Below are 26,188 nucleotides of genomic sequence, written 5' to 3'. Positions count from 1 at the left end.
CTACGAACTCCTGCCCGGAGCCAGTTAACCCGTAATCCTCTTCATCGCCGTGATTCCCGCCTCTCGCTTTCGCGATACCTCTGACTGGCCTGCACCATGAAACGCTTATCAATTCCTGCAGCTTTCTGCGTCCTCGGTTTGCTCGCTGACGCTCAGGAAGCCGCGCCAAAGTGGGACGTGGAAATTCCCGTCCCCATCGCCGACGGCACCCCATCGCAGCCCGCACCGGAACCGGAGCCGATCGACTTCACTGTTCTCAGTTCCCGGACCACGCGGGTGGAGGTGACCGAGGCTCCGGAAATGCCCGGTCTCCCGCCGGTCGAGGGCACCATCAATATCACGGTGCAAAAGGTCGCCGACCCGAATCTGCCCGCTCCCCCGCCGCCGCTCCCGGCCCTGCCGCCGGATGACCCTGCCGTCCTTGCGCGATTGGAGCAAATGCGCGCAAGCTACCGCGCTTCCACCATCGCGTTCCTGGCGGCGACTGTCCATGACGGCAGCCGCACGCTTCTTCGCATCTATCCCAACGGCGGACCGAACGAGGCCGTCACCGCATGGAGCAATCTCGATTTCAATCATTTCAGCGGTTTCTCCGATTACCGCGTCCACGGCGCCGATGGCCAGGAGCACCGCGTTTCGCTGCTGATGGGGATCGGCAACATCAACACCGCGGCGATGACCCAACTGGCCGCGCGGCATGGCGTGGCCTATGAGCCGCCACAAATTCCATCCGTCCCGGACCTCGCCGCCGGCGGCCCCGCCTTCACCGTCGTCGAAGGCCAAGCCAATACCGCGGCCATGGAGATCCTTGAGCAGCTCCATGACCTCTACCGGAAGGAAGGCGTCCGCATGGCCGCCGCCTGCCAAGCCAGGGAAATCGCCCGTGCCGCGCGCAAGGCTGAACTTTTGGCCAATCCGCCAAAGCCCCGCGACGTTACCATCCAGGTCTGGCGGACGGGTGGCAAGCCGGTCCCAACCTCAACCGGAAACGGACAATGAAGCTGAAACCCCGATCCACTGGCAAATCGCTAACCTTGCTCGTCGCCTCCGCGCTGGTCTCGCAGCCGCTACAGGCCCTCGTCATCCCCGGCGGGGACAACGACGGCATGAGCGACATCTGGGAGGAAACCTACGGCTTCGCCAGCTACGATGACGGGACGCTCTTCCCCGAGCAGGCCCCCGCCGCGGATGCCGATGGCGACGGCCGCAGCAATCTCGATGAATCCCTCGCCGGGACGAACCCTTGGAGCGGCAAGGCAGCGGACTTCTTCGGAGCCCTCGTCCGGTTGAGTTCCACTATCCCGCAGTTGTTCATCGTGGACTACCACGGGGTGGAGGGGAAGGTCTACACCGTGTTCGGTTCCCCGGATCTCGATACTTGGTTGGAAGTGGACAGCGCGATGGGGACAGGCGGGCCGGTCAGCCACCAGTTCGCCGCCGATGCCGCGCGCCTCTTCTTCCGCGTCGAGGTCAGCGATATCGATCAAGATGGCGACGCTCTCACCGACTACGAGGAGAGCCTTCTCGGCAGCAATCCCGAAGAAGCCGACAGCGACAGCAACGGCATCGACGACGGCTGGGAGATCCAGCATTTCGGAACATTGGGCGTGGATCCCGATGCAGACGCAGATGGGGACGGTCTCACAAATCTGGAAGAGTACCTCGCCGGCACGGATCCTTTCGATCCGGATACGGACGGCGATGGCATCCCGGATGGCGACGATACCTTTCCCTTAATACCTGCCTTCCAGTCACCAATCACGAGTTCCCTGATCGTTTGGACCCCTTTGGAGGATTGAGTTCATTTGGATGAAAGCACGACCATGAGATTTATAGGAAAACTATTAACCGCGCTGGCCTGCTCCGCATGCTCGGCGACTACAGCAAGCGCCGCCTGTAGCGGTGATGACTGCGGGAATGTCGAGATCACCAATGTCATTCTCCAAACATACTCCGAACAAGGAACGGAACCGGAGACGGGGCCGAAGGTGACGATTGACGGAAAAGAAGTGGCGGACATGGAGTCGGATCCCGGCTACTTGAGAACAGACTGGGAGGCCGATCCCCACATGGCAATTCCCAGAGGGAAGCCATTCTATCTCGACGTTCGTCCGGCAGACGATTGGGTCGAAGCCCTTGGCGACAACTATATCTTTATCAAAATTGGCTGCGGGGTTTCAGAGGTCGAGGTTGATGGTGTCGTGTTCAAGGTAGCTCCGGAGAACTCTCATCCCGACGTTGGCTACACCAAAACCCACGACTATGGCAACGGCTCGGTCGTTTCCTTCAGCTCGACAGGCTGCGGTTTGAATCTAACGTTCCACTATTCACGTTATCTGGAAGAGGAGAATGAAACCAGTCCATCTTTGGGAAGAGGGCTTCAGATGGACCATTAGAATTCCGGGGAACAACTCGTGCACCACGCCGCCGCCCGGCAGCTTGGCAAATCAAGGGTTCGAATCCAGCATACCCTCCGGAGCCGATAGCGGCGGGAATTCTTCCGGCAGCATTCAATGGCAGGGCAATATCCCGTCGTCCGCCGTCGATCCCGAATCTTGGAACTTCTCCGGCCAGACGATGGGCTTGACCGGCGTTTCGGATGTGACGGTGGGAGACACCCGTCAAATCAAGTCGGCGACGATGCTGACCGACATGGTGCGCGATGGAGATGTCCTCACCGTCCGGAAGTTTGCCCCCGGCCAGATCGGAGCGCTGCAACTGAATGGCTTCCACGATCAGGCTGGCAAGGAACCCTTCGAGGTCGCCACCTTTGAGGGTGCCGAGCAGACCGACCCGATGACCGCGGAAGTCCTCTCCAGCCACCTCCAAGTATCGGTGGTCCAAGACTCGCAAACCGTCAGTTGGTATGAATTGGACTACGACGGTACCACGGGCAAGCGCACGAAAACCGACCATCTTACCGGCATTCGCGAGGCAATGACCATCGCCACCGGCACGGCGGGCGAGAAGATCGAGACGCGGGAGGAGTATCGGTATTCCCCTTCCCAGTCACAGTTCGTCCTCACCTCCCGCGTGCGGGATACCTACGAGGAGGGGAGCGGAGAACTCATGGAAACCGTCGTGGACCCCGGCGGCGCGGATCTTGCCACCTGGTACTATCGCGATCTCCTGAGCGGAGCCACCGCGACGCTGAGTTCGGACGGTTCTTGGACCTCGCGCAGCTTGAAGCATGGATCGTACTTGGTCGGAGTTGATGGCGAGGTAGACTTGAACGATTGGGGGGATGTCACGGGGACGATCCGCTCGGTAAGCTATCGCCCGTGGCTGGACTCCGAACTTCCCATCAGCAAGGTCCCGTCCGCGGAAGATTGCGTAGCCGAGCTTGAGATCGACATGGGGGATCTGCTCGGGACCATCCGGCGCGAGACCCGGATCGAAGGACATCTCACTCGGCGTGTGGACACTTGGAAAACCATCGAAACGGAGGTCGTGGAAGGCCCGGAGTTTCTCGTGCAGCGGACACGCACTTGGTATTCCGACGACGAGGATAACACTCTGACCCGCGAAGTTTGGATCTACCGGGAGGGTGATTGGGGAAACCGCACCTACAAGACTGTCGCGGAAGATGGGCTGGTGAAGCGCCTCGCCTACGAAAAGGGGGATTTCGTTCCACCCGCCAATCCCGCGGGCAGCGGTTTCACGCCTTCACCAAGCGGTGCCTTCCTTTGTGTCAGCGAGTGGGATACAACGGGAGTCGTCGGCGGCTCCACCGGCACCAGCCGGGTCGAAGCGAAGGATGGCCGTGTCGTCGAAGAATGCCTGAAAGTTTTCACCGGCGGGACCAGTTGGGCGATCATGTGCGCCGACACTTGGACCTACAACGACGGGCACGCGGAGGGCAAGGAGAGCCGCCACTACAAGAACGGTGTTCTCATGGACCGCAGCTTGGGAAATAATACCGGTTCGATTCAACAGTCGGCCGGTGGTCCTGCAAGAATCACGCTCTTGGATGCCGATGGGGAAGTGACTTCCGTGACCGAGGACTATCCGGAGCCTTTTGCAGACATCGTCACCACCCACGCCCGGGATGGACAAAAGAGCATCGTCACCCGCGCTGCGGGAGCGCTAAGCGAAACCTCGGTGACCGAGTTTGACGTTGCAGGGCGGGTGATCTCCTCAACCGACACTCGCGGCATTACCCACAATACGACTTATGACGAGGCCAATAGAATTAAAACCCGGATTGGTCCCGGTGAGAATCCTGTTACGGAAATCTCGGTGAAGTACATTGATGGTCGGCAAAAGATCACGTCTGGCACAGGCTCAATTGCCGGCTTTAGGAGTTACAGCGTCAGCGAAAGAGGCATGATTCTGGAGACTAGCTATAGAGGGTCCACCGACAATACAGGCCCCCGCTGGCTCGCCAACCTTTCCGATTGGGGCGGTCGTGTCGTTCAAACCTCTCGTCCCAGTCCGACGCTCAGCGGGGAAGTAACCGAGTCCTCGGAGTATGATCCAGCTACGGGCCGCTTGACCAAGGTCTCCTCCACCGGGGTTGCCGATCGACTCTATATCTACGACTCCCTCGGCAGGCTCATGGACTTCGGGCTGGATCTGGAAGGAAACGACGATGCGCTCGTCCCGGCCTCGAAAGACCGAATTACGCGGACCGCCCAGGAATACCTTGAGATCGGCGGTCGCTGGTGGGATCAGTCCACCACTTCGGTCTATCACACCGACGACAACGGCACCGCCACTTACGTCTCAATCGCGCGCAACTCGGTCGCTCCCCTTAACGAGGGAGGGGCCGCCCGCTGGAGTTCTGTCACTGTCCAACCCGGAGGCCTCACCTTCACTAGCGAGCGCACAGAGTCCTTCGATCCTGGGACCAGCGCTTCCGCCGCGGTGCAGACCACGGACTCCAGCGCAACAAGCGCCTCGTCAGACACCACCGCCTCCTCGACCGCAGGCCGTCTGATTTCGATTGCACAATATGGTGCTTTGCAGGCCAGCAAGTTCGAATACGATGCATTTGGCCGAACCATCAAAACAACGAATCCCCTTGGCGGCACCAATCGGACAATCTATGACGCATTTGGCCAGGTGGTGCGACAGATCAACCATGTCCGCAACGTGACTTCCACCGACTACTATCCGCCTGGCGATCGGTCCGCCGGCTTGGTGCGCCGCATTAGCAATGCCGAATTGGAGTCCGTGGAATACGTTTACGACAGCCTAGGCCACGTAAAAGAGGTCTTTGGCAACGGAACATACCGCCTGTCTTACGGCTACGACAACTATGGAGATCTCGTCACCATGACCACCTATGCATCCGGCGGGGCGGGCGGTACCACCACTTGGGTCCGGGATCCGGGAACCGGCTTCGTAGGGGAAAAGATCCATCCGAACGGGAAAGGTCCCAATTACACCTACTATGCCGATGGCAAGCCCCGCACCCGGACTTGGGAGCGCGGGGCGGTCACGACTTGGAGCTACAATACCGCAAGGGATTTGATCGGCATCGCCTACAGCGGTGAAACGCCTTCAACCCCAAATGTTACGATTGAGACGGACCGCCTCGGTCGTCCGAAGGAAGTCACCGACGGCGGTGGTACAATTACCCGGTCCTATGATCTCGACGTTCCGCAGGAGACCACGGATGTGTACGACCCCGACCATTCCTGGCTGCCCGGTGTGATCGTGGACCGCTCATGGGATGCCACCACCGGTGAGCGCCTCCACTCGGGAGCCAAACGTGGCACCACTTTTGACCAAAAGACGGAATTTCTCGCCGACCCGGCGACCGGACTGCTCTGGAAAGTCACTGACGCCGTCGGTGGCATTGTCCACAGCTACTCCTACACTCCGGGAACGGCGCTCATCACCGGAATCGCCCATTCAAACTCCGGGGGGACCATGTTTGCGGAAGAGATCCGTCAAACCGACCTTGCGAGCCGACTCTATGCCATCGAAACTCGTAGCGGCACTGGGGAAGTCCTACAACTTCATCGCTACCTTCATGACAAGGTCGACCGGCGAATCCGCGCGACTCGCGAGGACGGCACCTACTGGGCTTACGGATACAGTGACCGGGGCGAAGTGGTTTCCGGAAAGAAGCATTTGCCTGACACCATACTCAGGGCGAACGACGGAGATCCATTGGCAGGACATCAATTTGAATATCACTACGACGGACTTGGCAATCGCGAATGGTCCCGATCGGGTGGAGATGAGGATGGGCTAAACCTGCGGCAGACCGACTATGCGCCGGATGAAGTGAACCAATACCGAACGATCAAAACGCCGGGCAGCTTCGATGTTCTGGGCCGCGCCCCCGCGGTCGACACTGTGACGGTGAACTCGGGCCCAACCCTGCGCCAAGGAGAGCGCTTTCAGGCCGAACTCATCGTGAGCAACAATTCGGGACCAGTATGGCAAGGTATTGCGGTTTCCGACGGCCACCCTCCGGATGTTGAAGGACACCGGCATGTTCCAGCCACTGAAGTTGAGCTTGAATATGACGACGACGGCAACCTCCTTTTCGATGGGCGATGGGAATATGTCTGGGATACCGAAAATCGATTGGTGGAGATGGCCAACCAAACTGCGGCCTCAAACCACCGCGCAAGCGGAGAACCGTTCTATAAACTTCGGTTCGGCTATGATTGGATGGGCCGCAGGATTCGCAAACAAGTCTTTGACAGCATTACTAATAACACCCCAGCGAAGGACCTGCGCTTTGCCTATGACGACTGGGATATGATTGCTGAATATACTGGAGGCAGCGCATTGACTCTGCAGAGGTCCTACACTGGGGGAATTGACCTTTCTGGCACGAAGCAAGGAGCTGGTGGTGTTGGCGGGATTCTCTCGGTTCGCGATGGAGGAACGTCATATGCTGCCAGCTACGATGGCAATGGGAATATTGTCGGCTGGGTAGATGTGCTGGGAGATCTCGCTTCGCGACGAGAGTATGATCCTTCTGGCAATACAATAATTCACGAGAATACCCTTAATATTCCATATGGATTCTCGACAAAGTATGAGGACGCGGAGTCGGGATTGTATTATTTCAATTACCGTTATTATAGCCCGTCTTCCGGGAGATGGATATCAAGAGATCCCATTGAAGAACGAGGAGGGATTAATTATGTTGGATTTGTGACAAATGACTCTATCAACAAGTTTGATCTTCTGGGAATGGAAGGACGGAAAAGTGATGATGTAAGAAGAAATTTTCTCTATATCATGGGACCGGAATCCATGGATCCGATGACCGATGCCATGATGGCCGCGGTAACGCATCCTAATTTTGATGGCTTTAGATATATTTGGGGGGATCCGCTATCTCAGAATAATCACCTTTTGAGAATCGGGGATCACAATCCCAGTGACGATTCGGAGTATTTAGTGGATGGGTGGCTTTTGCAGGCCAAGAGAAAATGGGAAAAAAATCACCCCGGCAAACGATGCTGCATTAGATTCAAAAGCGGCTACCAAAAGGGAGATAATAGTAGCCCAATGACTCCTCGAAAAATATGGAATATATTAACGGATAAGCACATGGGGAAAGCGCATAAAAAATTACTTGCCGCTCACTCATCCTTTAAGAATTTGTTCCTAGGCGTGGGGGTGGCCAACAATCCTGGGACACGCTCTCCAACCGCTTGGGGTGGAACCTACACATTGGAATCGATATTTAAAGATTTCCCTAATAAGGTCGACTTGGATATTTATACTTGTTACGACAAGTTTCTCTCTAATCAAGGAAATGTTAAGGTCGATGGCCCGGGAATGGATGATGCCATCAGCGACTGGAGTTTAATTCGCGAGAAAATTGTGGAGCCTTGGGCACTATCGGAATGCGATTTACACAACAAAAACATCACTGATGACTAATTATTTTAAAATACTCTTAGCGACCTCGGTTGTAGGAATGTTGGCAGCAGAAGAATTCTCTCCGATAAATTTTGAGGAGCGGGGTTTTTCTGAACCTGCTTTGGAAGCTGTAGTAGGTGGCCACGCAGTCAAAAAAATCTTAGATCAGAGTTTGGTTCTAGCTGTACTGCGGCTTTCAAACGAACGCAAGGACCTCCAAGCTGGGCTGTCGATTAAAATCCATGGTTTCTATGTTTCTGAAGCTAGGATGCTTCCACAAGCTCAAGCAGAGAAGCTAATGACGGAAATAAAGAATCCTCTAAACTATGGAGAAGGGCAGCAAGAAGTGAAAAACCTTCCGGTTCCACCCAAGTTTTCACACGCTCTGGAAACTACGAACGGTGACCTTTTTCTTAGGATATACGTTGATGACACGATTACTTATTGCCTGTTTTATTGTCAGGACGGAAAAAATTCAGGCCATTGGAAGATGTCTCCGTCCCTAAAAAGGGCAATTTCTTCTGCCATAGAGGTGAAGGGGAAATAGCAAATGAAGGTCAATTCTGAATGGCATGAACTTACGAGAAAATCGCCCACATGACTTCGGGATGACTTCGGTATCCCGGCGTCGGTGGGGTCGGTCCTTGAATTTTGAGAAGGTCTTACCCTGCGGGAGAGTCGTCGGGATTCTGGAGGCGGAGGAGCAGGGCCTGGAGTTCCTGGGGGCCGAGGTGGAGGGCGCGGGCTTCGGCGAGGAAGCGGCGGGCGGAGGGCTCGATGAGGGCGAGGCGCTGCTCGAGCGAGGGGAGCCGGGGGGCCTGGACGACCATGCCGATGCCGGGGCGGCTGACGAGGAAGCCGAGCTCCTTGAGCTGCTGGATGACCTTGAAGGCGGTGGTAGGGGAGATTTTCAGCTCCTGCGCGACGGCGCGGACGGAGGGGAAGAGGTCGCCCTCCCGCAGCTCACCGCTCGCCAAGGCGCGGTGGGCGGCGCGGACGATCTGGTCGGAGACCGGTTCGCCATCGCGGAGCTGGAAGGAGAAAGGGAGCATCGGGTAGGTGTGCTATGTGTTACAGCACCTGTGTAACACCGCAAGCGTTTTTCTTTTCATGCTTCGCAGAAGGCGGCGCGGGCGTACATGGTCCGCGGCGTGCACCCCGCCTTGGAAACCCTGCTGCTGCCTTTCTCGAAAGGAGAATTCGCGGTGCCCGGACGAGCCCTGTTCCTAGGGGCGGAGCCGCATCCGGCGCTGAAGGAGTGGCCGGAGGTGACGGGGTGGCAGCCGCTGAAGCAGCAGGCGGAAGCCTGGGAGCAGGCGGGATTCCAGCGGGTGGACAAGCCCGAGGGCAAGTGGCCGCTGGTGATGGTGCTGCCGGGGAAATCCCGGGAGGAGGCGCTGGGGGGATTCGCGCGGGCTTATGATTTGCTGGAAGAGGGCGGGGCGCTGGTGGCGGCGATGACGAATACGGCGGGAGCCTCCCGCTTCGAGAAGGATCTGGAGGAGGCGGCGGGTGGCATCACATCGGTGCAGAAGCACAAGGGCCGCTGCTTCCGCGCGATCAAGACGGCGGGGTGGAATGGCGAGACGCTGGCGGCGTGGCGGAAGTACGCCGAGCCGCGTCGGGAGGAAAGTACGGGATTCATCGTGGAAGCGGGGATTTTCAGTATCGACCACGTGGATCCGGGATCGGCGATGCTGGCGGAGCATCTGCCGACAAACCTGCGCGGGAGTGCGGCGGATCTGGGCGCGGGCTGGGGCTTCCTGGCGCATGCGGCGCTGGCGCTGAATCCGGGCCTGAAGGCGATGCATCTCTACGAGGCGGATGCGCGTGCGCTGGACTGCGCGCGGCAGAATCTAACAGGGCATGCGGTGCCGCTGGAATATCACTGGCACGATGTGACGGCGGGGATCCCGGGGAAGTACGAGAACATCGTGATGAATCCGCCTTTCCACAGCGGGCAGGTGACGGATATTTCGCTGGGGCGGGCCTTTCTCAGGGCGGCATCGGATGCGCTGCGGACGGGCGGGCGTTTGTTCTTCGTGGCGAACCGGCAGCTGCCGTATGAGCCGGAGCTGGAACGGCTGGGGCTGGTGTGGCGGAAGGTGGCGGAGGATTCCGTCTACAAGGTGATTTTTGCGGAGAGGAGAATGCTGCGATGAAATTGGTAAAGCTGCTGGCAAACCTGGGCTATGGCTCGCGAAGCGTGGTGGAGCGCGAGATGCGGAAAGGCGTGGTGACGGATATCCACGGCCGGGTGCTGGGGACGAAAGATTTCCCACCGCACTCGGAGATCCTTTTCAAGGGGGAGCCGCTGGATCAGCCGGGGCCGCTGACGCTGATCTTCCACAAGCCGGACGGCTACACGTGCAGCACGGATGATCCGGGCGATACGATCTACGATCTGCTGCCGGCGAGATTCGCGCTGCGGAACCCGGTGATGAGTCCGGTGGGGCGGCTGGACAAGGACACGACGGGACTACTGTTGATGACGGACGACGGGCATTTGCTGCATCGGCTGATCAGCCCGAAGCATCATGTGCCGAAGACTTATCAGGTGACGCTGGACCGGGTGTTAGAGGGGCACGAGGCGGAGCTTTTCGCGAGCGGGACTCTGGTGTTGCGGGGGGAGGAGAAGGCGCTCTTGCCAGCGGTGATGGAGGTGGTTTCGGAGAAGGAGGCGCGGATCACGCTGGAGGAGGGACGGTATCACCAGGTGCGGCGAATGTTCGCGGCAGCGGGGAATCACGTGGTGGCGCTGAAGCGGATTTCTATCGGGAAGCTGGAGATGCCGGAGGATCTGGAGGAGGGGGAGTGGAGGGTTGCGACGGAGGAGGAGATCGGGTTGGCTGGGGGGAGGTGATGTGGGGAAAGGAAATTGGGTGATTGGAGATTGGCTATTGAGTAGTTCCAGTCGGCAATCGAACCTTGAGCCGGTCACCCAGACCACAGGCGGGAGCTTGTCGGCAAACCCCGCTGCTCCGCCGCTTTCTGGCCCGAGATGGGTTGCTGGGGCGCGAGACGCACCCCTCCTTGAGGCCGCGGGTTAATCGACGCGGTGGCGCGGGTTCGGGCCGTCCCCCGCCGGACATTTCGGAGAAGGGTCCCTGCCTAGAGGACCTCCCAGGTAGCGAGGAATTCGCGGGCTTGGGTGGGGTCGTTGAGGAGGATGGGGCCGCCACCTAGGAGGGTGCCGGTGAAGGCGGCGCTGTCTCCCCTGGCCTTGCGGAGGATACGGAAGCGACCCTGGCGATTGGGGGCGGATTTTTGGAGGAGCTCGAGGGCGATGCGGCCCATGGTCATGCGGACGTTGAGCTCGATGACGTGCTTGAGCGCAAGGCTACCATCGGGCCGGCGGTGGACCATGGCATCGACGCCGAGGGGGCCGACGTAGCCGGGAAGAAGGGTGGCGAAGACGGCGGGGATTTTTTCCTGATACCAGCGCATGACATCGGCATCGCGGTAGAAGAAGGCGGCGACTTCGGGGTCGAACATGCTGGCCCACTTCGGCGAGACGCGGGTGCCGAGGAAGCGGCCGGCTGCATCGTTTTCCATGAGGGTGAGGCCGATCAATCCGGCGCGGCCCGCGGGGTCCATTTCGTAAAGCGCGGAGAAGTCGGCGACGCGCTCGAGCCAAGGTTCGATGATGACGGAGCCGTGGGTAGAGATGACGTTGGAAAGCCAATTGCGGGTAGCGTCGGGCGGGCTGTCGCGGTTGATGCGCTTGTGGCCGCGGCCGGCGTGGGAGAAGGGAGCCTTGGCGAGGGCTTGGCCGGTGGTTAGGAGGGGCTCGATGGCAGTTTGGGCTTCCTCGATGGAGCGACAGATGGCGGCTTTCTCCGAGAGGCCTAGTAGTTCTTCGAGACGGATGCCGATCTCCTTGGAGAACCATTCACACGGCGGGGATTGCCATTGCCAGGGGACGCCGGGCGAGACTTCCGGAGCGAGCGGCTGCAGGAGGCGGCTGGCATCGGGCGACCATGCCCAGGGGCGGAGGCCGCCGAGCTTGCGGTCACGCAGTTCGGCGAGGGTGGCGATCTCGGGGAGGTCGAAGCCGGCACGCTTGAGGGCGAGGAGGTGTTCGCGGCCGGGCGGCTTGCGGAGCAGGGCGACATCGTCCTTCCGGCACCAGGCGGTGATGAGCATTTCGAGGTCTTCTTCGAGTGCCAGCGCGGTCTTGTCCGGCTGGAAGCGCGGCGACATGGCGTGCGACTCGGCGGAGGGATTGAAGAGGTGGACGACGGGGGTGCGGCCGCGGGATTGTTCGCTGACTTCGAGGTGGCGGATGAAGTCCTCATCGAGCCCGGCGAGGCGGCGGCCTTCGGCATTGAAGGGGGCGACGCCCTTGGCGCGGGCGGGGGTGAGCGGGAAGGCGAGAGCCCGGCTGTATGCCTGCCAATCGCTGGTGCCCTTTTCCTTCCAATGGCGGAACCACTTGAGGCCGTGGCCGACGTGGCCGATCTCGTCCTGATAGATTTTCTCGAGGACCGCGGCGGTGGAGGTATCTCCGGCCTGGCGGAAGAGGGTGGCGTAGTGTTTGGAGAAATCGAGGTTGGCTTGCTCGAAGGTGAGATTGAGGCGGGTGATGAAATCGACGGGCGTTTCCATCGGCGCGATGAGCCGCCAGAAGTAGTCATTCACCGGCAGCTCGCCGAAGCTGATCCCGCACTCGCGCATGCGGCGGACGTACATGAGAGTGTGCATCTGTTCCTCCCGCATGGCGGCGTAGACACCGGCACGGTATTCGGCGGGGGCGTCCGGGAACTTGAGCAGGACCAGCGCCATGAGTTCGGCGGCGAGGAGTTCGTGATTGGCGAGGAAGTGCAGCATGACGCCGCGCTCGCGGTCGTCATCAAGGCGGTGGATGCCGGGGAAATCGACGCGCGCGCCCTTGGCCTGGATGCGGAGTTCCTGCGGGCGGCCGGGGTGGTCCGGGGTGAGGATGGCGGGTCCGGGAGAGTCGTCGCGCGCGTCTAACGGGCCGAGGAGGAGCTTCTCTTCCAAGGTCTCTGCAAAGAGGAGGCGCTCCGCTGCTTCACGGATCTGCATGGCCGTCACGTGCGGGATGCGGCTCTGACCTTCTCCGCTTTCAACTGGCCGCAACCGGCAGCGACATCGATGCCGCGGCGCTGGCGGACGGTGCAGGGGAAGCCGGCGGCGAGGAGGATGCGCTGGAATTCGCGACCGGAGGATTCCGCGGCGGCGGTGCCGGAGAAGCCTTGGGTGGGATTGAGCGGGATGAGGTTGACGTGGGAGTCGATGCCGGAGAGCAGGGCGGCGAGGCGCTGCGCGGTTTCGGGCGAATCGTTCTTCCCGGCGATGAGGGTCCACTCGAAGAAGATGCGCTTGCCGGTGATGGCGCCGTATTCGCGGCAGGCGGCGATCAGCTCGGCGAGCGACCATTTCTTGCTGGCGGGGACAAGGGCGGAGCGTTCTTCCTCATTCGAGCCGTGGAGGCTGACGGCGAGGCGGTAGGGCTGGCCTTCTTTCGCCAGGCGCAGGATGCCGGGTACGACGCCTACCGTACTAATGGCGATGTGCGAGGGGCCGATGCCGATGCCGCGGACATTCGAGATGATGTCGAGGGCCTGGATGACGGAGTCGTAATTGTGCAGCGGCTCGCCCATGCCCATGAGCACGAGATTCCGCAGGCGGCGGCCGGGCTGGGTGGCGGCGAGGACGCGCTTGGCATGCAGGACCTGGGCGACGATCTCGCCGGGGCGGAGGTGGCGGACGAAGCCCATCTGGCCGGTAGCGCAGAAGACGCAGCCCATGGCGCAGCCGGCCTGGGTGCTGACGCAGGCGGTGTGGCGGCCATCGTAGCCCATGAGGACGGTCTCGGTGGCCTGGCCGTCGCGCTGTTTGAGGAGGAACTTGCGGGTGAGGCCGTCGCTGCTGTGGATCTCGCTGACGACCTCGGGGGCGTCGAGGAAGAAGGCCTTGCCCTCACCGACGTGATCGAGGACCCAGCGACGGAGGGGCGGCAGGAAATCGCGCGCGGCGAGGTCGAGTTCGCCCTCGCGCAGGAGGGCCCGCCAGAGGGCCTTGGCGTGGTGCGAACTAGTCTCCGTCGCCACAAGCGCCGCCGCCATCTCCGTGAGGGAGAGGTCGTGCAAGGATCGTGGCGGGGCCGGGGTCATCTGCGGGGAGGCAATCAAAGTGCCCGCGTGGTATCAATCCCAATGGCGCGGGCGCTCCCAAGCCGATGTGAGCAAAAACCCGCGTTTTCTTGTCCGCTTTCTCCAACCGCTTCCGAATGATGGATGTGGCCACTAAAGGTGGCGGGATTGCCGGGCTTTCGCTGTTGATTGCGAATTGCATGCCCAATTCATACAGTTTTCATCAAATTTTTATATAAATCGAGCCTTCGCTGACGTTCTTGTGTCCCGCCCTTCTCATTAGTTAGCTACCCTCCTCCTCTTCTATCAAGTGAACCCCAAGATTCACCGCTTTCTCCTACTCATCTCCATCGCCTGTCTCTGCTCCCTCCCAACGCGGGCGCGGACTTGGACCGATACCCAGGGGAAAACCGTCGAAGCGTCGCTGGTGAAAGCCAGCGATAGCGAGGTCACGATCCAATTGGACTCGAACCAGAAGGTGGTGACACTGCCGCTGAGCCGGCTATCCAAGGAAGATCTCGAATTCCTGAAGACCGCCCCCAAGACGCCCGTCCCCGCGGTTACGGGAAAGGACAAGGCCCCGGCGGCAACCGCGGGGGACGCGCCGAATTTCGACGCGCCATGGCCGACGACGATCCGCTTCGACGAGGACCCGCAGATCCTGACGGTGGAGGAGGACAAGGAGAAGAAGCGCTTCGTCTATGAGAGCGCGAACTACCGCTTCGTCTGCGACGTGCGGCTGGCGCAGTCGGTGGTGAAGGGCTTCGCAGTGATGTTCGAGTCCACTTACCTGTATTGCCGCGCCTTGCCGCTGGCGCTTTCAGGTGGCGGGAAGACTGACGGGAAGTACCAGATCCTGCTCTTCGAGTCGAAGGACGGCTACGTCAAGGCGGGCGGGCCGCCTTCGAGCGCCGGGGTATTCATGAGCGGCAAGAACGTCGTGATGGTGCCGCTGACCAGCCTGGGCGTGCGTCCGATGGGCAGCGGCTATATCTTGGACCGCGACAAGGCCAACGGCACGCTGGTGCACGAGCTGACCCACCAGCTCACGCCCGGATCCTATTATAAGAAGGGCCCATTGGGCTGGTTCAGCGAGGGGATCGCGGAATACGCGACCGCGACGCCCTACCGGTCCGGGATCTTCAAGGTGAAGTCGAACTTCGATGACATCGTCGCCTATGCCACTGCCTACGGGAAGGACAACACCCACGGCCGGGCGCTGGGCGAGAAGATCCAAGCTCCCGCGCTGAAGGACTTCTTCCTGATGTCCTACGCGCAATTCGCCGGTGGCCAGGGGAACTTCAACTACGGCTTCGGCTTGCTCCTCACCACCTACTTCCTGCATCTGGACGGCGAAGGGGATGCGGCGCGGATGAAGAAATTCCTCATCGCGGTGCGTGCCGGGAAGTCCGGGGAAGAGGCTTTGGCAGTGTTGCTCGACGGCCGCAGCTACGAGCAAATGGAGGAAGACATCTCCAAGGCGTGGAAGAAAAAGCGCGTGGACATCGAATTCGGCAAGGCGGGCGATGGCCCGAGCGTCGCCGATGACGAGGAGGAGGAGGACTAGCCAAGGGTCCGCCCGACGCACCAGAAGAGTCCGGTCAAGGCGAGGGCTATACAGCTCCAGCGCCGGAAATGCGGCCATTCCTTGCTGTCGTGCCAGCCGTTGGTGAGTAGCCAGGCGGCCAGGAGGATGATGACCTGGCCTGCTTCGACCCCGAGATTCGCGGCGAGGAGGGCGGTGAGGAAGCCTTCCCCCGGGCGGATCCAGGTGGACATCGCGCCCGCGAAGCCGATGCCGTGGACGAGACCGAAGACGAAGACGATCACCAAGCGCCAGGGCCGGGCTTCGGTCATGAAAAGGTTCTCCACGGCGAGCGCGGTGATGCTGAGCGCAATGACCGGCTCGACGAATTCCGCCGGCACTCTTACCCAGCCGGCGGAGGCGAGGCCGAGGGTGATTGTGTGGGCAGCGGTGAAGGCGAGCGATTGCATCAGCAAGGGACGCCAGCGGCGCTGCAGGAGGAAGATCCCGAGCACGAAGAGGATGTGATCCAAGCCGCGCACGTGCAGCAGCCCTTGGGTGAAGGCGATTGCCGCGGGATGACGGCTCTCGGACACAGGCTCCGCCGCACTACCGCTGACGAGTTGGGCCTCGCTGCCGGGAGAGATGGTGAGGTAGCGGCTTTCTGCGGTATCGCCGGGCAGCTTGATCACGAGATTGGGATGATCGCCGCCGGCCATGGCCACGATCACGCTGCCCTTTTCCGGCGACAGTGGCTCGATGAGGACGTGGAAGTAGGCGCCGTCATTGAGGAGCGAGGGGAGGTCCGGAGGTGTCTTCTGGAAATCCGGGAAGGACAGCCTCCATGCGACAGGTCCGCGATCCGAGCGGAAGGCGAGCGAGGCCCGCAGGTAGGTTTCCGCTTCCTTGCAGAGGCGGCGGTGTTCGGCCTCGGGCAGGTTCACCAGCCAATCGCGGGTCGGCTGGGGCGCGGCGAGATCGTTTCGTGCGGCGGGCTCGGCGTAGCCGGCATCGAAGAGGATCTCCACCTTCCATGTGGACTCGCCGCCCTGGAGCTCGCCGTAGAGCTGCGGGACCGCGTGCGCGGCCAAGGGCGCGATGCACGCCGCAAGCAAGCACAGCATCATGAGCACGAGACGCGGGAAGAGATGGGATCGGATCAACGGACCGAGGTTCTAGCCACTCTCCGGATTCGTTCCAGAGCTTTAAGGTGCCTGGGGTCACCGATAGGGATGGAAGGCTACCGGTCCTCCTTCTGGAATCCGGAGGAAATCTCACGAAAAAGGCCCTGTCAAAAGGCCGCTACGATCGCTAGCATCCAAGCATGGAGAAGGTGGTGAACAAGCGCCCTGTCCGCGAGTTCCGCGAAAGAGAGAATCCGTGGAAAGAAGCCACCCCCGCCGAACGCCTGAGGGCGATGCTGGTCATCTGCCAAACCCACGCATCCGATGGAGAAGCTGAACAAGGATTTCCTCACGTTTATCGAATTGTTAGAAAATGAAGGCGTCGAGTATCTTGTGGTCGGGGGATACGCGGTGGCACTTCACGGGTTTCCCCGTTACACCGGCGATATTGATTTCTTCATCGCCATCAACCGCGACAACGCTCAGCGCCTGCTCAAGGTTTTCGACCAGTTCGGCTTTGGCGACATCGGCTTGGAATTGGATGACTTTTTGAGGGAGTCGTTCGTTGTAGAGATCGGTCGTGAGCCCCGGAAGATCCAGGTCCTCACCGGGATCGACGGAGTCACCTTCACGGAGTGCTACGGAAGGCGGGTGGAGGTTGAGGCAGATGGGCTCGTTCTCAAATACATCGCCAAAGATGATTTGATCCGGAACAAGGCTGCTTCGGGGCGTGCGAAAGACCTTATCGACGTGGAAGAGTTGGGGCGGCTCTCCTGACCCCGCCATGGCTCCGGAGACCTCGGATCCAAGTCCGATCCACCGATCTCCTCCGCGGGCAGGCGCTGTTGCTTGGCGGCCTCCACGAGCGCCAGATGATGAGTAGCCAGCTTGCGGCCACGACTTTTGATGTGGGGAGGAGTCGTTGATCGCGGAGGCGGATGGGATCGTGGATCCGGGATGGTTCCTGAACGAGAGGGCGCTGCAGGCGGATCACTGCCAGCCGAAACCCCTGGTTTCACCCGGGGCTATCGCCCTGCCGCCCCTTCGAGGCTCCTGAACCTTAGAAGCAAAGGCCCCGCCGGTGTGCCGGCGGGGCCTTCTTCATTTCAGGGGCGAGCCTCAAGTACGAGATTCACCGGAGTTTCGGTGGCGCGGCGGAAGCGGGTGAAGCCGCCTTCCTCGACCACGGCGCGCAAGCGCTTTTCGCCGGCTTGCGCACCCAGCGCGAGGCCCACTTCCTGGCTCCGCGAACCGGGCGTGCAGACCATGGTGGAGAAGCTGTAGTAGAGACGGCCCACCGGATTGAGGTTCTCCGCGAGGGAATCGCCCGCCATCGGCTCGACGATCATCCAGGTTCCATCGGCGGCGAGCGTTTGGCGGATGTGGACCGCGGCTCCGACCGGATCGCCCATGTCGTGCAGGGCATCGAAGATCGTCACCAGATCGTAGTCCTTGCCCGGGAAGTTCTTCGCTGTCGCGACTTGGAACTCCACGTTCATCACGCCTTCTTCCGCCGCGTGATGACGCGCGCATTCGATGGATGCGGGGTGAAGGTCGAAGCCGATGAACTTCGACTTCGGAAACGCCTTGGCCATCAGCACGGTCGATGCGCCGTGTCCGCAGCCGATGTCCGCGACCGTGGCCCCGGCACGCAGTTTCGCTTCCACTCCATCGAGAGCGGGGAGCCACGAGGAGACGAGGTTGGCTTCGTACCCCGGGCGGAAGAAGCGATCGACGCCACAGAAGAGGCAGTTGTGGTGATCTCCCCAGGCAACGCCCTTGCCGCTCTTGAACGCTTCCGCGATCATCGGCTCATCGTTGTACATGGAGGAAATCCCGAAGAAGCCCCCGCACATCGCGGCGGGACTGTGGGGATCGGCAAAGACCGCGATCTGCTCCGGGTTCATCGAGAATCGCTCATTGGCAGGATCGTAGTCGACGTAGCCTGCGGCCGCTTGCGCGCTCAGCCATTCACGGAGATAGCGTTCGTCGAGGGCGGTGAGAACGGCGAGTTGGGCGGGGCTGACGGGGCCGGACTTTGCCAAGGCGGAGTAGATGCCCAAGCGGTCGCCAAGGACGACCAGGGCTCCGGTCGCGGCGGCACCCATTTCGCAGATCACCTTTCCGGCGAAGGTTTCGAGGAGATCGGGGCGGAGTTCGGTGCGCCTTTCCGGGGATTGAAGTGTCGAGTTCATGGTTTTGGTGTCCGGAGGGGACGCCGCCCACTATCCCGACCAGTCGGTATAGTGAAATGGAACGAAAGTATCATTTTGCAGCTGCGGCCAGGTTTTGCAGGTGCTCGCGGAATCCGCGGATGGCACGGCCGATCCGCTCGGGCTCGCGGTGGGCCTGCGCCAGGATGATCGAGCCTTCCAAGAGGGCGAGGCACTCCTGGCCCAGTTCGCTTGAAGAAGCGGGGGAACTTTCGTCCGCGAGTGGCTTGAGCTCGGAGGCGAAGAATTCCTCGGTCTCCCGGAACATCCGCGAGACGACCTTCTGCATCTTCTTGTTGGTGGCCGCGAGTTCGAGGGAGAAGCTGGCAAGGATGCAGCCGCTGGACCAGAGCTTGGGTGCGCAGGACTCGACATGTTTCAGGAAGGCGAAGGCACGCTCCACGGGATCGGCCACCTTCGCATGCGGGCCATCCACGAGGATCTCGCCGCCTTTTTTCATCGACCATTCCAGCACGGCGATGCCGAGTTCCTCCTTCGATTTGAAGAAGTGGTAGAAGCTGCCCTTGGTCAGCTTGGCCTTCCCGCAGATCTGATCGACGGTGGTTCCGGCGAAGCCTTGGGCCAGGATCAGGGCTTTCGCGGCGGCGAGGAGGCGTTCCTTGGATTCGCTTTCGGACACGCAGGGAGGACTAGACCGACCGGTTGGTATGATCAACCGGAAGTTTCCAAGAGCACTCGTGTTGGTGAGATTTTTCAACCACGGATTAACACCGATAGACACGGATGGAAGGCAGACCTATGAAGGAAAGGGGCCGACTTCTGCAAAATCACGGTTCACGTCCCGGTTTCCAACCTACTCGCGCCGGCGGGGAAAAGATGTTGAGGATGCCAGCTTGCAGGCCGAGGGTCGTTCAGGGTATCAACCGAGCGTCCCTTTTTTGTCACTCCGCCCCGATCACCTTGGATGGAAACACCTCAGCACAGCTCAGCATCGACTTCCGCACCGGACGCCCGACCGCGATCCATGCCGGAAATTCCTGTGCCGAGCAGCGAGCAGCTTGCACTTCCCTTAACCGAGAGCGAGCGCGCGGGATCTTGGAAGCAGCTCAGTTCGCTCCACCGGGCGAATCGATTCCGGTTGATGTTTGGGATGCCCTTTTTGCCAGAAGGTCCGTCCAGTGGGACGTCCCGCTGATCCCGCTGGAACGCTTGGGAATCCGTCATGACGATGACGGATTGTTAGAATCCGAGCTGCTGGTACCACTCGCTCCCGGAGCTGAGGCCAGCCCCTACCTTGATCGGGAGTGGGGAGCAGTCTACAAGCTCTTTGACCTTCGGACCAATGGTGCCCTCGGCAAAAAGATCGAGCTGCTGCCGGATTCCGAAGGAAACTTCGAGGTCGTCCTGTGTGATGCCGTATTATCAGACACGCTGGAAAAGCTGGCCGTACTCAACGAAGCGGGCGCTCTTCCGACCGAGATCCTCGGCCTCTCCGAATCCGGAGGCTACCTGATCGTGAAACAGCCGCTGGCATATCCACGCGGCGACTTCGAGTCAGACCGAAAGACGGCGACCACGGCGATCCGCGGAATCCTACCCCTTTTTACAGGCATGCGCCGCACGGTGGCCGTCATCTGGGTCGATAACCGCGCGTGGCTCGTGAGCGACCTCCACGAACGCAACATCATGCGCGATTCGGACGGGGTGCCAACGATCATCGACGCATTGACCGGACCGGTGCCACCTTCCGCCATGAAGCATTTGCCCTGGCTGCGGGAAGCGGTGGAAGACGCCCGGGAATTGAGGGCGGGAAGGCCGGCGGTGAAACGCAAGCGCTTCGAGGATGTGGACAACGATAGCTTGTAGGCAAGCTCTCCCCAGCAGGGGGACGCCGACCCTCCTTTTCAAGCCGAGGGCATGTGCCACTTCAATCCCCGCTCTTCAGGACCTTGATGAAGGCATCCTGCGGGATGTTTACCTTGCCGATGGCCTTCATCTTCTTCTTACCTTCCTTCTGCTTCTCGAGCAGCTTGCGCTTGCGGCTGATGTCACCGCCGTAGCACTTGGCGGTCACGTCCTTGCGCATGGCGGAGATGCTTTCGCGGGCAATGATCTTGCCGCCGACGCAGGCCTGGATGGCGACGACGAAGAGTTGGTTCGGAATGACATCCTTCAGGCGCGCGGCGAGCGAGCGGCCGTAGCCTTCCGCTTTCTCGCGGTGGACGATGGTGGCGAAGGCCTCGATCGGATCGCCGGCGATCATCATTTCCATCTTCACCATGTTCGCGGCGCGGTAGCCGGCGTGCTCGTAGTCCATCGAGCCATAGCCGCGGGTGCAGCTTTTCAGGCGGTCGTTGAAATCGACGAGGATCTCGGCAAGCGGAAGCAGGCAAGAGAGCATCACGCGGGTGTCGTCGATGGTCTCGGTGTTGGTGACCTCGCCACGCTTCTCCATGACCAGCGACATGATATCGCCGATGTACTCGCCGGGGATCATGATGAAGACTTTCACCAGCGGCTCGCGGACTTCGGCGATGGTCTGCTGCTCGGGGAAGAAGGAGGGATTATCGACGATGAGCTCGTCACCATTGGTCTTGGTGACCTGGTAAATGACCGAGGGATAGGTCGAGATCACGTCCATGTTGAACTCCCGGCGCAGGCGCTCCTGGATGATCTCCATGTGGAGCAGGCCGAGGAAGCCGCAGCGGAAGCCGAAGCCGAGCGCGATCGAGCTTTCGGACATGTAGGTGAAGGCCGCATCGTTGATCTGCAGCTTGCCCATCGCCGTCTTCAGCGCTTCATAGTCGGAAGCGTCGATCGGGTAGATGCCGGAGAAGACCATCGGCTGGATCTCCTTGTAGCCGGGCAGGGCTTCCGGGCAGGGATGGGTGCTGTCCGTGAGCGTGTCGCCGATTTTCGCTTCATCGGCGGACTTCATGTTCGCGATCACGTAGCCGACGTCGCCGGCCACGAGCTTGTCGCGGGCGTTCATCTTCGGGGTGAAGACGCCGACTTCCTTGACCTCGTAGGTCTTGTTGGTGGCGAAGAGTTTCACCCGCTGGCCCTTCTTCACGGTGCCGGAGAAGATGCGGACGTAGGAGACGACGCCGCGGTAGGTATCGTAGATCGAGTCGAAAACGGTGGCGCGCAGCAGTTTGTCGGGATTCTCGGTCGGAGCCGGGACGCGCTTCACGATTGCTTCGAGGATTTCCTCGATGCCGATGCCCTGTTTGGCCGAGGCCGGGATCGCGTCCTCCGCCGGGATGGCTAGGATGTCCTCCAGTTGCTTGCGGCACTTGTCGACGTCGGCGGCGGGCAGGTCGATCTTGTTGAGGACCGGGATGATGGTGAGATTCTGCTGCAGGGCGAGGTGCAGGTTGGCCACGGTCTGGGCTTCCACGCCCTGGGCGGCATCGATCATCAGGATCGCGCCCTCGCAGGCAGCCAGCGAGCGGGCGACTTCGTAGGAGAAATCGACGTGCCCGGGCGTGTCCAGCAGGTTGAGCTTGTACGTTTTGCCGTCCTTCGCCTTGTACGTCATCGCCACCGGGTGGCTCTTGATCGTGATCCCCTTCTCACGCTCCAGGTCCATGGCGTCGAGCTGCTGGGCCTGCCGGTCGCGCTCCGCGACCGTGTCGGTGGCAGCCATCAAGCGGTCGGACAGCGTGGTCTTCCCGTGGTCGATGTGGGCGATGATCGAGAAATTGCGGGTCAGCGAAGTGGGCATAAGGGACGGCGGACGGGGCTGCGGCGGGCGCAGGAAAGCACTTGATACAGGGAAATCACGGAAAAAGAAAGCCCGGGAACTCAAGTGGAGGTTGGCGGAGCCGCCCGGACTCTGGTAGTGCAGGTCCAGTGGCTGGAAGATACGAGATCCTGGACATCCTCGCGCAGGACAAGAGCGGCATTGTTTTTCATGCCGAAGAGCGGGAATCCGGGCGTTCGGTAGTACTGCGGCGGTTTTTCCCGTACGGCCCGGAGGGCGGGGGCCTGCAGGAGGCGGAGCGCGCGGCCTACATGGCCGCGCTGGAGCGGGTCCGGGATCTCCGCCACCCGACGCTGCGCACGATCATCGACGGCGGCTGCGACCCGGTGGACGGGATGCCCTTCCTGGTGAGCGAGTGGGTGGAGGGCCAGCGGCTCGGCGAATTGCTCAAAAGCCGCGCCCTCAGCCCGGGATCGACCAAGGCGCTGCTGACCCACGCGCTCGAGGCATCCAAGGAGCTTTCCCAGGTTTTCGACGAGGAAGCGGTCTGGGTGGAGACCACGCCCGACTCGGTGATCCTGCCGGTGGAGGGCGAAACCCTCACTTTCTGGATCTGTCCGATCAAGTGGCTGTCCACCGCGGAGCAGCGCGGCGGCCTGCTGCCACTGGCGAAGCTGGCCGAAAAGGCCCTGCATTGGCGCGGGAAGCCGGTAGCAGGCACGGGCGAAGGGATTGGCAGTTGGGTCAAGGCGGTGCGGGAAAATCCCTACCGCTGGAATCTGGATGAGGCGCTGCAGGCGCTTCACGAGCCACTGACCTTGACCGGCCCGCCTGCCGGCCAGGCTGGCAACGTGCCGACCATTCCGATGAAGGCGGCGCAGAAGGCCGCAACCCCGGACGCACCCAAGAAGAAATCCGTGCTGCCGGTGCTTCTCGCGGTTCTGACCGCCTTGGTGGTGGTTGGCGGCGCGGCGGGCGGATTTTTCTACTACAAGTCCCGCGGCGGGAAGATGCCGGGGCTGGCCCAGGAATCGGCGGTAGCGACCCCCAAGGAGGCCACCAGCGCGCTTGATTTCGGTTCGCGCGACCTTCCCAAGCCCGAACCCAAGAAAGCTGAGCCGAAGCTGGCCGAGACCAAGCCTTCCGCACTTCCGGCCGTCCAGAAGCCAGCGGACGCCAAGGCCGCCCCTAAAAAGCCGGCCCCGCCAAAAGCTCCTCCGGCTGCGAAACCCGACAAGGAGCTGGTCGGCAAGGTGGTGGAGGTCGAGGACAGCAAGTCGGGCGAGACCCTGTATTTGAAGCTCGATGTCCAAGGCAAGCCGCAGTGGGTCGGAGTGTGGCTGAAGAAAGCCGAAGCAGGGTTCGGCCTCCCGCAGCTCGAGGCCTTCAAGGGCAAGACCATCCGCGTGACCGGCGAAATTCGCGACGAGAAATCGCACCGCGGCCAAGTCTTGCATGTGACCAAAGCGAGCCAGATCGTGGAACAGAAGTAACGTGGACGGCATCGCTTTGATCGCCCCACCCGCGCCCTTGGCTTCCCTGGCATTCCTTGCACCGAAGGAGGTCATCGCCCTTGCCGCGGCCGGACTTCACTCGGCGGGCAACCTGCTGGAATGGCTGCCGCGGCGCTACGAGGACCGCCGCCGCTTCGATGCCTTTCCCGTCCATGCCGGCGGGCCGGCGGTCTGCCTGCGCGGCACGGTGGTCGATTCGATGAAGCGCGGATTCGGCGCGAGGAAGCAGTTTTACGAGGCCGTGGTCATGGATGGCACCGGCGGGGTCTTCGGCTCGGCCAAGGTCACCTGCCGCTGGTTCAACATGCCCTTCATCCACAAGATGGTGGCCTCCGGCCAAGAGGTGATCCTCTATGGCAAGCCGAAGGAATCTGGCGGCAAGCTAGTGATCGATCATCCGGAGTTCGAGGTGATCCGCGAGGACGGCGGGCCCTCGATCCACCTCGAACGGATCGTGCCTGTTTACCGGAATGTCTCGGGTATTCCCCAAAGGCGGCTGCGCGAGATTTTGCATGATCTGTTAGAGCGATTTGATACCGCGAGCTTAGCGCCGGTTTTCGATGTCGATCCGAGCTACCCGCGTGCCGAAGCATATCGCGAGGTCCATTTCCCGGACGCGCTCGAGCAGGCCGATGCGGCGCGGCGACGCTTCGCGCTGGAGGAATTTTTCGCCCTCCAGCTCAACGTCGTGTGGCGGCGCGCGCGGCATCGTGATCACAAGGGCCGGGTACTCGGCACCAGAACGACGCTGCTGAAGCGATTCTACGAGAGCCTACCCTTCGATCTCACCGGGGCCCAGAAGCGTTCGATCAAGGAGATCGTGGTGGACATGCGCGAGCCGCGGCCGATGAACCGGCTGCTGCAAGGCGATGTCGGGTCCGGCAAGACCTTCGTGGCGATGGCGGCGATGCTGCTCGCGATCGATTCCGGCTGCCAGGCCGCGCTGATGGCACCCACGCAGATCCTCGCGGAGCAGCATTTCCTGACCTTCCGCAAGTGGTTGGAGCCGCTGGGCGTGCGGGTGGCGCTGCGTACCGCGGCCAAGGAGGAGCGCACGCACATGCCGCTGGAGGGAGAGCCACAGGTTTTAATCGGCACGCACGCGCTGCTCTTTGACAAGGTCGCCTTCACCGATCTCGGGCTGGTGGTGATCGACGAGCAGCACAAGTTCGGCGTGACGCAGCGCTCGCGACTCATTTCCCAAGGTACGACGCCCGACGTACTTGTCATGACGGCGACTCCGATTCCGCGGACGCTGACCATGACGATCTACGGTGATCTCGATGTCTCGATCCTCGACGAGCGTCCGGCGGGCCGCGGCAAGATGATCACCGCGCTGCGGACGACGGCGAAGCAGACCGAGGTTACCAAATTCGTGAAGGACCAGCTCGCCGCCGGTCGCCAAGCCTATCTCGTCTATCCGTTGGTCGAGGAGAGCGAGACCTTGAAAGCCGAGTCCGCCACCGTGGCCTACGAGAAATGGCAGAAGCGTCTCGCCGGCTACGAGGTCGGGATGGTCCACGGCAAGCTCGACGGAGAGGAGAAGGAAGCCGTGATGCGTCGCTTCCGCGATGGCTCCATTCACGTCCTCGTCGCGACCACGGTCATCGAGGTCGGCGTCGATGTGCCGAACGCGAACCTGATGCTGATCCATCATGCCGAGCGCTTCGGTCTAGCCCAGCTTCACCAGCTTCGCGGTCGTATCGGCCGGGGTGAGCACAAGAGCTATTGCATCCTTCTCACCGACGGCAAAAGCGCCGAAGCGATGGAGAAGCTCGCGGTGATGGAGAAGACCTCCGATGGCTTCGTCATCGCCGAGGAAGACCTGCGCTTGCGCGGCCCCGGTGATGTCCTAGGCACGATGCAAAGCGGGCTGGGTGACCTGAAGTTTCCCGACTTTCTCGCGGATACGGTTTTGCTGCGGGAAGCACGGGCCCTGGCAGATCAGGTGATCAAGGACGACCCGATGCTGGCCACGCGACATGCCTGCTTGAGAGAATTGATCCACGAGGTGCCCGTTGCCGCCGTGCAGCGCGGCTAGAACGCTCCACCCGCCCACTCCAGCCTTGCGGGCCCATAGCGCTTGGCGCGAGATGGCAGGCGATGAGCGAGTCTTGGCCGATAGACGCCTTTCCCGAAGGGCCCCACGGGTATCCCTTGCCCGATTGGGACAGGCTCGCCGCAGAA

General features: G+C 61.2%; 19 protein-coding genes. 12 read left to right on the top strand and 7 right to left on the bottom strand.

Features of this window, described 5'->3' with window-relative positions; translation table 11 throughout:
* Positions 1–96 precede the first annotated feature (96 nt).
* From ABWK72_RS17080 to ABWK72_RS17060, 5 genes are read left to right on the top strand one after another with little or no spacing between them, the layout of a single operon-like run.
* On the top strand, positions 97–999 hold the full coding sequence (locus ABWK72_RS17080; RefSeq protein ID WP_367870777.1) for a hypothetical protein: 903 nt from the start codon (positions 97–99) through the stop codon (positions 997–999).
* Positions 996–1,799 (top strand): hypothetical protein, encoded by an 804-nt coding sequence (locus tag ABWK72_RS17075; RefSeq protein WP_367870776.1) that lies wholly within the window; start codon positions 996–998, stop codon positions 1,797–1,799. Before ABWK72_RS17080 ends, ABWK72_RS17075 begins: the two co-directional genes overlap by 4 nt.
* A gap of 6 nt (positions 1,800–1,805) precedes the next feature.
* Positions 1,806–2,396 carry a hypothetical protein gene (locus tag ABWK72_RS17070; protein WP_367870775.1) on the top strand — a complete coding sequence of 197 codons (591 nt, stop codon included), beginning with the start codon at positions 1,806–1,808 and terminating at the stop codon, positions 2,394–2,396.
* Positions 2,350–7,860: an RHS repeat-associated core domain-containing protein gene (locus ABWK72_RS17065; protein ID WP_367870774.1), complete on the top strand. Its 5,511-nt coding sequence runs from the start codon at positions 2,350–2,352 to the stop codon at positions 7,858–7,860. The genes ABWK72_RS17070 and ABWK72_RS17065 overlap by 47 nt, the downstream gene beginning before the upstream one ends.
* Positions 7,853–8,386, top strand: coding sequence for a hypothetical protein (locus ABWK72_RS17060; RefSeq protein WP_367870773.1), 534 nt, complete (start codon positions 7,853–7,855; stop codon positions 8,384–8,386). The genes ABWK72_RS17065 and ABWK72_RS17060 overlap by 8 nt, the downstream gene beginning before the upstream one ends.
* A 115-nt stretch (positions 8,387–8,501) precedes the next feature.
* Here ABWK72_RS17060 and ABWK72_RS17055 read toward each other — a convergent pair whose 3' ends face one another.
* The gene (locus ABWK72_RS17055) at positions 8,502–8,891 is read right to left on the bottom strand and encodes a GntR family transcriptional regulator (RefSeq protein ID WP_367870772.1); all 390 of its coding nucleotides are present in this window, start codon (positions 8,889–8,891) and stop codon (positions 8,502–8,504) included.
* A gap of 99 nt (positions 8,892–8,990) precedes the next feature.
* Here ABWK72_RS17055 and ABWK72_RS17050 point away from each other — a divergent pair, with 99 nt between their 5' ends.
* Both ABWK72_RS17050 and ABWK72_RS17045 read left to right on the top strand, forming a co-directional pair.
* Positions 8,991–10,001 carry a class I SAM-dependent methyltransferase gene (locus ABWK72_RS17050; protein WP_367870771.1) on the top strand — a complete coding sequence of 337 codons (1,011 nt, stop codon included), beginning with the start codon at positions 8,991–8,993 and terminating at the stop codon, positions 9,999–10,001.
* Positions 9,998–10,702: a pseudouridine synthase gene (locus ABWK72_RS17045; protein WP_367870770.1), complete on the top strand. Its 705-nt coding sequence runs from the start codon at positions 9,998–10,000 to the stop codon at positions 10,700–10,702. Before ABWK72_RS17050 ends, ABWK72_RS17045 begins: the two co-directional genes overlap by 4 nt.
* A gap of 248 nt (positions 10,703–10,950) precedes the next feature.
* On the opposite strand, the gene ABWK72_RS17040 is transcribed toward ABWK72_RS17045, so the two are convergent.
* Positions 10,951–12,888: a DUF455 family protein gene (locus ABWK72_RS17040; RefSeq protein WP_367870769.1), complete on the bottom strand. Its 1,938-nt coding sequence runs from the start codon at positions 12,886–12,888 to the stop codon at positions 10,951–10,953.
* Positions 12,889–12,893: 5 nt separating this feature from the next.
* The gene (gene rlmN, locus ABWK72_RS17035) at positions 12,894–13,955 is read right to left on the bottom strand and encodes a 23S rRNA (adenine(2503)-C(2))-methyltransferase RlmN (protein ID WP_367870768.1); all 1,062 of its coding nucleotides are present in this window, start codon (positions 13,953–13,955) and stop codon (positions 12,894–12,896) included.
* Positions 13,956–14,268: 313 nt separating this feature from the next.
* Here rlmN and ABWK72_RS17030 point away from each other — a divergent pair, with 313 nt between their 5' ends.
* The gene (locus tag ABWK72_RS17030; RefSeq protein WP_367870767.1) at positions 14,269–15,525 is read left to right on the top strand and encodes an SHD1 domain-containing protein; all 1,257 of its coding nucleotides are present in this window, start codon (positions 14,269–14,271) and stop codon (positions 15,523–15,525) included.
* Here ABWK72_RS17030 and ABWK72_RS17025 read toward each other — a convergent pair.
* Positions 15,522–16,646, bottom strand: a complete 1,125-nt coding sequence (locus ABWK72_RS17025; RefSeq protein WP_367870766.1) for a HupE/UreJ family protein — start codon at positions 16,644–16,646, stop codon at positions 15,522–15,524. The genes ABWK72_RS17030 and ABWK72_RS17025 overlap by 4 nt on opposite strands.
* Before the next feature lie 285 nt (positions 16,647–16,931).
* On the opposite strand from ABWK72_RS17025, the gene ABWK72_RS17020 reads away from it, so the two are divergent.
* Positions 16,932–17,384 carry a DUF6036 family nucleotidyltransferase gene (locus tag ABWK72_RS17020; protein WP_367870765.1) on the top strand — a complete coding sequence of 151 codons (453 nt, stop codon included), beginning with the start codon at positions 16,932–16,934 and terminating at the stop codon, positions 17,382–17,384.
* 329 nt (positions 17,385–17,713) lie between these two features.
* On the opposite strand, the gene ABWK72_RS17015 is transcribed toward ABWK72_RS17020, so the two are convergent.
* Complete coding sequence (locus ABWK72_RS17015) at positions 17,714–18,802, bottom strand: class I SAM-dependent methyltransferase (protein ID WP_367870764.1); 1,089 nt, start codon at positions 18,800–18,802, stop codon at positions 17,714–17,716.
* 70 nt (positions 18,803–18,872) lie between these two features.
* Entirely contained in the window at positions 18,873–19,460 is a 588-nt protein-coding gene (locus ABWK72_RS17010) for a TetR/AcrR family transcriptional regulator (protein WP_367870763.1), read from the bottom strand.
* Between the two features lie 530 nt (positions 19,461–19,990).
* On the opposite strand from ABWK72_RS17010, the gene ABWK72_RS17005 reads away from it, so the two are divergent.
* Entirely contained in the window at positions 19,991–20,647 is a 657-nt protein-coding gene (locus ABWK72_RS17005) for a hypothetical protein (RefSeq protein WP_367870762.1), read from the top strand.
* 61 nt (positions 20,648–20,708) lie between these two features.
* Here ABWK72_RS17005 and lepA read toward each other — a convergent pair whose 3' ends face one another.
* Positions 20,709–22,508, bottom strand: coding sequence for a translation elongation factor 4 (gene lepA, locus ABWK72_RS17000; protein WP_367870761.1), 1,800 nt, complete (start codon positions 22,506–22,508; stop codon positions 20,709–20,711).
* Between the two features lie 128 nt (positions 22,509–22,636).
* On the opposite strand from lepA, the gene ABWK72_RS16995 reads away from it, so the two are divergent.
* Both ABWK72_RS16995 and recG read left to right on the top strand, forming a co-directional pair.
* Positions 22,637–23,980, top strand: a complete 1,344-nt coding sequence (locus ABWK72_RS16995) for a hypothetical protein (RefSeq protein ID WP_367870760.1) — start codon at positions 22,637–22,639, stop codon at positions 23,978–23,980.
* A gap of 1 nt (position 23,981) precedes the next feature.
* Positions 23,982–26,042, top strand: coding sequence for an ATP-dependent DNA helicase RecG (gene recG, locus ABWK72_RS16990; protein WP_367870759.1), 2,061 nt, complete (start codon positions 23,982–23,984; stop codon positions 26,040–26,042).
* Positions 26,043–26,188: the final 146 nt, after the last annotated feature.

It is taken from the genome of Luteolibacter sp. Populi (assembly GCF_040801775.1).
Taxonomy (GTDB): Bacteria; Verrucomicrobiota; Verrucomicrobiia; order Verrucomicrobiales; family Akkermansiaceae; genus Haloferula.
This window is presented reverse-complemented; position numbering and strand designations above follow the sequence as displayed.

Coding starts and splice junctions, on each gene's coding strand:
- ABWK72_RS17080 (WP_367870777.1), top strand. CDS start 97: ATGAAACGCTTATCAATTCCTGCAGCTTTCTGCGTCCTCGGTTTGCTC.
- ABWK72_RS17075 (WP_367870776.1), top strand. CDS start 996: ATGAAGCTGAAACCCCGATCCACTGGCAAATCGCTAACCTTGCTCGTC.
- ABWK72_RS17065 (WP_367870774.1), top strand. CDS start 2,350: ATGAAACCAGTCCATCTTTGGGAAGAGGGCTTCAGATGGACCATTAGA.
- ABWK72_RS17060 (WP_367870773.1), top strand. CDS start 7,853: ATGACTAATTATTTTAAAATACTCTTAGCGACCTCGGTTGTAGGAATG.
- ABWK72_RS17055 (WP_367870772.1), bottom strand. CDS start 8,891: ATGCTCCCTTTCTCCTTCCAGCTCCGCGATGGCGAACCGGTCTCCGAC.
- ABWK72_RS17045 (WP_367870770.1), top strand. CDS start 9,998: ATGAAATTGGTAAAGCTGCTGGCAAACCTGGGCTATGGCTCGCGAAGC.
- ABWK72_RS17040 (WP_367870769.1), bottom strand. CDS start 12,888: ATGCAGATCCGTGAAGCAGCGGAGCGCCTCCTCTTTGCAGAGACCTTG.
- ABWK72_RS17020 (WP_367870765.1), top strand. CDS start 16,932: ATGGAGAAGCTGAACAAGGATTTCCTCACGTTTATCGAATTGTTAGAA.
- ABWK72_RS17015 (WP_367870764.1), bottom strand. CDS start 18,802: ATGAACTCGACACTTCAATCCCCGGAAAGGCGCACCGAACTCCGCCCC.
- lepA (WP_367870761.1), bottom strand. CDS start 22,508: ATGCCCACTTCGCTGACCCGCAATTTCTCGATCATCGCCCACATCGAC.